This window comes from Amycolatopsis sp. NPDC003676 (assembly GCF_053587275.1).
This window is the reverse complement of the sequence record NZ_JBSFNS010000218.1, coordinates 1-4058: the sequence shown is the minus strand read 5'-3', so window position 1 is coordinate 4058 and position 4058 is coordinate 1. Positions and strand designations below refer to the sequence as shown.

The 4058-nt window shown below is 71.0% G+C and carries 4 protein-coding genes and 1 pseudogene; 2 read left to right on the top strand and 3 right to left on the bottom strand.

From position 1 onward, the window contains the following. From ACWDNU_RS44855 to ACWDNU_RS44845, 3 genes are all read right to left on the bottom strand, one after another. The coding region (locus ACWDNU_RS44855) for an ABC transporter permease (protein ID WP_449673333.1) at positions 1-808 on the bottom strand (808 nt) is incomplete at its 3' end. Beyond that, positions 805-1809, bottom strand: a complete 1005-nt coding sequence (locus ACWDNU_RS44850; RefSeq protein ID WP_449673332.1) for an ABC transporter ATP-binding protein — start codon at positions 1807-1809, stop codon at positions 805-807. The genes ACWDNU_RS44850 and ACWDNU_RS44855, both read right to left, overlap by 4 nt. Continuing rightward, entirely contained in the window at positions 1806-2897 is a 1092-nt protein-coding gene (locus tag ACWDNU_RS44845; protein ID WP_370934272.1) for a LolA family protein, read from the bottom strand. The genes ACWDNU_RS44850 and ACWDNU_RS44845 overlap by 4 nt, the downstream gene beginning before the upstream one ends. Positions 2898-3042: 145 nt before the next feature. Between ACWDNU_RS44845 and ACWDNU_RS44840 the strand changes: the two genes are divergently transcribed. After that, positions 3043-3753 carry a response regulator transcription factor gene (locus ACWDNU_RS44840; RefSeq protein ID WP_449673331.1) on the top strand — a complete coding sequence of 237 codons (711 nt, stop codon included), beginning with the start codon at positions 3043-3045 and terminating at the stop codon, positions 3751-3753. Next, a pseudogene (locus tag ACWDNU_RS44835) lies at positions 3750-4058 on the top strand (two-component sensor histidine kinase); the annotation flags it as partial. The gene ACWDNU_RS44840 and the pseudogene ACWDNU_RS44835, both read left to right, overlap by 4 nt.

Here is a 4058-nt window from a genome sequence, read left to right as displayed (position 1 = left end):
CCGCGCCTTCGCCCATCATCGACAGCGTCATCGGATCCTGCAGGGCCGAGGCCGGGGCCAGCGTCCAGTTCTGCGTGAGCAGGAACGGGTGCACCGCCTTCAGCGAGCTGAGGAAGCCGAGAATCGTGAAGACGATGTTCATCGCCAGCACCGAGGCGACCACGAGCATCGGGTGCTCGGTAAAGCTCGACACCGCCAGCGCGATCGCGCCGACCGCCCACAGTTGCAGCACGATCCAGCCGCCGACGAGCAGGATCCGCAGCAGCGCCTCGCCGAGCGACAACGTGGTGCCCGACAGCGTGAACAGCGAATCCGTGCCGTTGATGATCAACCCGGTGGCCACCCCGGTCACGCACATCGCGAGCACCGCGACCACGGACACCGTCGCGACACCGAACGCCTTGACAGTCAGCAGCCGTCCGCGGCTCACCGGCGCGATGAGCCAGCCGCGCAGCGTGCCGTGCGCGGCCTCGCCGGCGATCGCGTCCGCGCCCGCCATCGCGGAGGCGAGCGGCAGCAGCAGCGTGAGCGTCATGACCATTGCGGCGATCGGCAGCACGAACGCGTTGTTCACCGCCGACACCAGCAGCGCGCCGCCGCTGTCGTCCGGCGCGTTGCCCCCGGTGTTCTGGCCGACGAACGTGAGGCCGATCCCGATCACGATCGGCACCAGCGCCAGCAAACCCAGCACGGCGAGCGTGCGCGGCCGGTGGAAAATCCAGCGCAGCTCCGCGGCGATCAGCCGGAACAACGGCACCGTGTCGTGCCCGGTCCGGCTCACCGGCACCGCGACCGCAGCGGCAGTCATGCTTCCCCCTCAGCTTCTTCGCCAGCCGCCGATTCCCCTTCGGTCAGCCGCGCGAACAGGTCCTCCAGCCCGGTCCGCGCCCGGGTCGCCTCGTGCACCTCGACGCCTGCTTGCACGAGCACCTGCAGCACCCTCGGCGAGGGCGTCGCGGTGAGGTCGACGCGGACGCCGTCCGGCGTGAGGCGAGCCCCGATCCGGTGCTCCCGCAACGTTTCCACCGCCTGCTCGGCGTCCGGCGTGCGCACCAGCAGCGCGGCGTTCCCCGACTCCAGCAGGTCCGACAGTTCGCCTTGCGCGACCACCGTTCCGGACTGGAGCACCGCCACGTGTGTACAGGTCGCTTCGACCTCGGCGAGCAGGTGCGAGGAAACCACCACGGTCACGCCGTCGGCGTGCAGATCGGCGATGATACGGCGGATCTCCCTGGTACCCGCCGGATCCAGACCGTTGGTGGGTTCGTCGAGCACGACCATCCGGCGCGGCACCAGCAGCGCGCTCGCCAGGCCGAGCCGTTGCTTCATGCCGAGCGAATAGCCCTTGTACCGGCGGCGCGCGGCGACCGACAGCCCGACCCGGTCCAGCGCGGAGTCGACCGCGCCGGGGATCGCGGACGACGCCAGCCGGGGTTCGGCGGCGGCGAACCGCAGCAGGTTGTCGCGTCCGGAGAGGAACGGATGGAAGCCCGGCCCCTCGACCAGCGCGCCGACGTCCGGCAGCGCGTGCGCGGATTCCTCCGGCATCTTCCGGCCGAGCAGTTCGACCTCGCCCGCGGTCGGGCGGACGAGCCCGAGCAGCATCCGGATCGTGGTCGTCTTGCCCGAACCGTTGGGCCCGAGCATGCCGAGCACGGCGCCCTCGGGAACGTCCAGGTCCACGTGGTCCACCGCGACCGTGCTGCGGTAGACCTTGCGCACCCCACGGGTGCGCGCGGCCAGCGGGACCGCCGGGGCGGGCACCTCGTCCGAGATGCCCGCCCCGGTTTCGACCGCGATGCTGGTCACTTGGCGCCCAGCGCTTCGTAGAGCACCTGCTCCGGGACCGCGCCGGCGGCGAACCGGCCGTCGTCGGTCAGTACCGCGCCGCCCACCTTGGTGGTGAAGAGGTAGCCGCTGCCCCACGGGCCGTTGACCCGCTTGGCGAACCGGCTCAGCATCTTCTGGACGTCCGCGCCGCCCTTTTCGTCGCCCTGGGCCTGCTTCGGCTTCATCAGGTCCGCGGGCACCTTGCCGGTGACGACGGTGTCCCACCCGTCGCCGACGAACTTGGTGGCCTGCTTGGCCTCGTTCGCGAGCGCCTTGTCGCGCTCGTCGATCTTGGCCTGCTTCTCGGTCACCTTCGCGCCCTTGGGCGGGGTGAAGGCGAACAGGTCCGCAGACTGGTCGGCGAACTCGATCTTGCTGAACGCCAGCTCCAGCGCCGGGGCGGTGGTTCCGTTGCTCAGCACCGAAAGCCGCAGCGGCATCCGGGTCTGCGAGTCGACCGCGACGCGGATCTCGCGCAGCAGCGTGCGTTCGGTCGGCTTCGGCGTGAGGACCAGCTCGTACGCCGGGCGGTCGGCGACCGTCGCCGTGCCGTCGACCGCGACGTTGCTGCTCTCGCGCACCTTGGCGAGCAGTTCCTTCGCCGCCGTGGACGGGTCGGCGGCCTTGCCCTCGGCCGGGGCGTGCTGCTTGGTCGCGATGCCCGCCGGAATCGTGGTCTTGGTCGCGCTGTTGGTCTTGGAGTCGTAGTCCCACACGGTGTTGCCGTTGTGGATGATCGTCTCCTGCGCCTGCCCCTTGGTGAGCGACACCTTCGTCTTGCCGGCGCCGTCGCTGAACACCTGCGCCGAGTCGACGCCCAGCGCGCCCGCCCCCGGGATCGCGCCGGTCGCCATCTTCGGCAGGCCGAGGTCGTTGCTCACCGTCACGGTGCCGTCGAACGGCGCCGGCTTGGCGGTGACCACCGACTGGACCAAGTCCTCCGCGCTGACCTGCGGCAGCTTCGGCGCGTCCCCCGCCGAGGCAGGCATCGCCACGACGACCAGTCCCCCGACACCGAGCGCGGTGCCGACGACGGCCGCTGTGATGGCCTTCTTCTTCGGATCCATCTCGTCTCTCCCTGTGTTCCCGGGCTCTGGTGGGCCCGGCTCCCGGTGCAGACGTTCCCCCGCCGAGGCTGAGATACCCCTGAATGTTCGGCCCGGCTAGCTGAGATCGCACTGAGAGTACGCGCGTCAACTGCACAAACCGGCCATGATGAGGAGCGTGAAACCTCGGGTGCTGGTGGTCGACGACGAACCTGGCGTGCGCAAGGCGCTGCAGCGCGGCCTGCGCGCGGAGGACATGGACGTGGTCACCGCCGCGGACGGGCCGACCGGGCTGCAGCTCGCGCGCACCGGTTCGTTCGACGTCGTGCTGCTGGACATCATGCTGCCCGGCCTGTCCGGCTATCGCGTGCTGGAACGGCTGCGCGCGGAGAACGTGACCACGCCGGTGCTGCTCGTGTCCGCGAAGGACGGCGAGATCGACCAGGCCGACGGCCTCGACCTCGGCGCCGACGGTTACCTCGTGAAGCCGTTCTCGTTCGTCGTGCTGGTCGCGCAGGTGCGGGCGGTGCTGCGCCGCGCCGGGCCGGATGCCTCGCGCGGCGCGCTGAAACTCGGCGCGCTGGAGGTCGACCGGGCGCTGCGGCAGGTGCACTGGGACGGTCAGGAAGTGCCGTTGAGCCCGCGCGAGTTCGGCTTGCTGGAGGTGCTCGTGGGCCGCGCCGGGACGGTCGTGACGAAGGACGAGCTGCTGCGCGCCGTGTGGGGCGAGGAGCAGGCCGTCACGCGGAATCTCGTTGAGGTGTATGTGGGTTACGTGCGGCGCAAGCTCGACGCGGTCGGCGCGGGCTCGATCCTGCGGACGGTGCGCGGGCACGGCTATCTCGCCTCCGACGACCAGCTCGACGAGGTCAGGTGACCGGCTCGCCGTCGTCGTGGTGGAGCGGCCGTTCGCTGCAGGTCCGGATCACCGTGCTGGCCGCGGCGATCACCCTCGGCTGCCTGCTCGGCCTCGCCGCGCTGGCGGCGAACAAGCTCGACCCGCTGCTCACCGATTCGGTCGACGAGGAGCTGACCGCCGCGCTCGTCCCGGCGGCCGGCGCGGTCTCCGCCGGGACGCCGCTGACCTCGGCGGACCCGGTTTCGGTGCGGGTGCTGGACATTTCCGGCGCTCCGGTGGACGGCCAGGCGCGGCCGAAGCTGACCGAGCCGGAGGTCTCGCAG

Excerpts from the sequence above, each read along its gene's own strand:
- ACWDNU_RS44845 (WP_370934272.1), bottom strand. The coding sequence starts at position 2,897 with ATGGATCCGAAGAAGAAGGCCATCACAGCGGCCGTCGTCGGCACCGCG.
- ACWDNU_RS44840 (WP_449673331.1), top strand. The coding sequence starts at position 3,043 with ATGATGAGGAGCGTGAAACCTCGGGTGCTGGTGGTCGACGACGAACCT.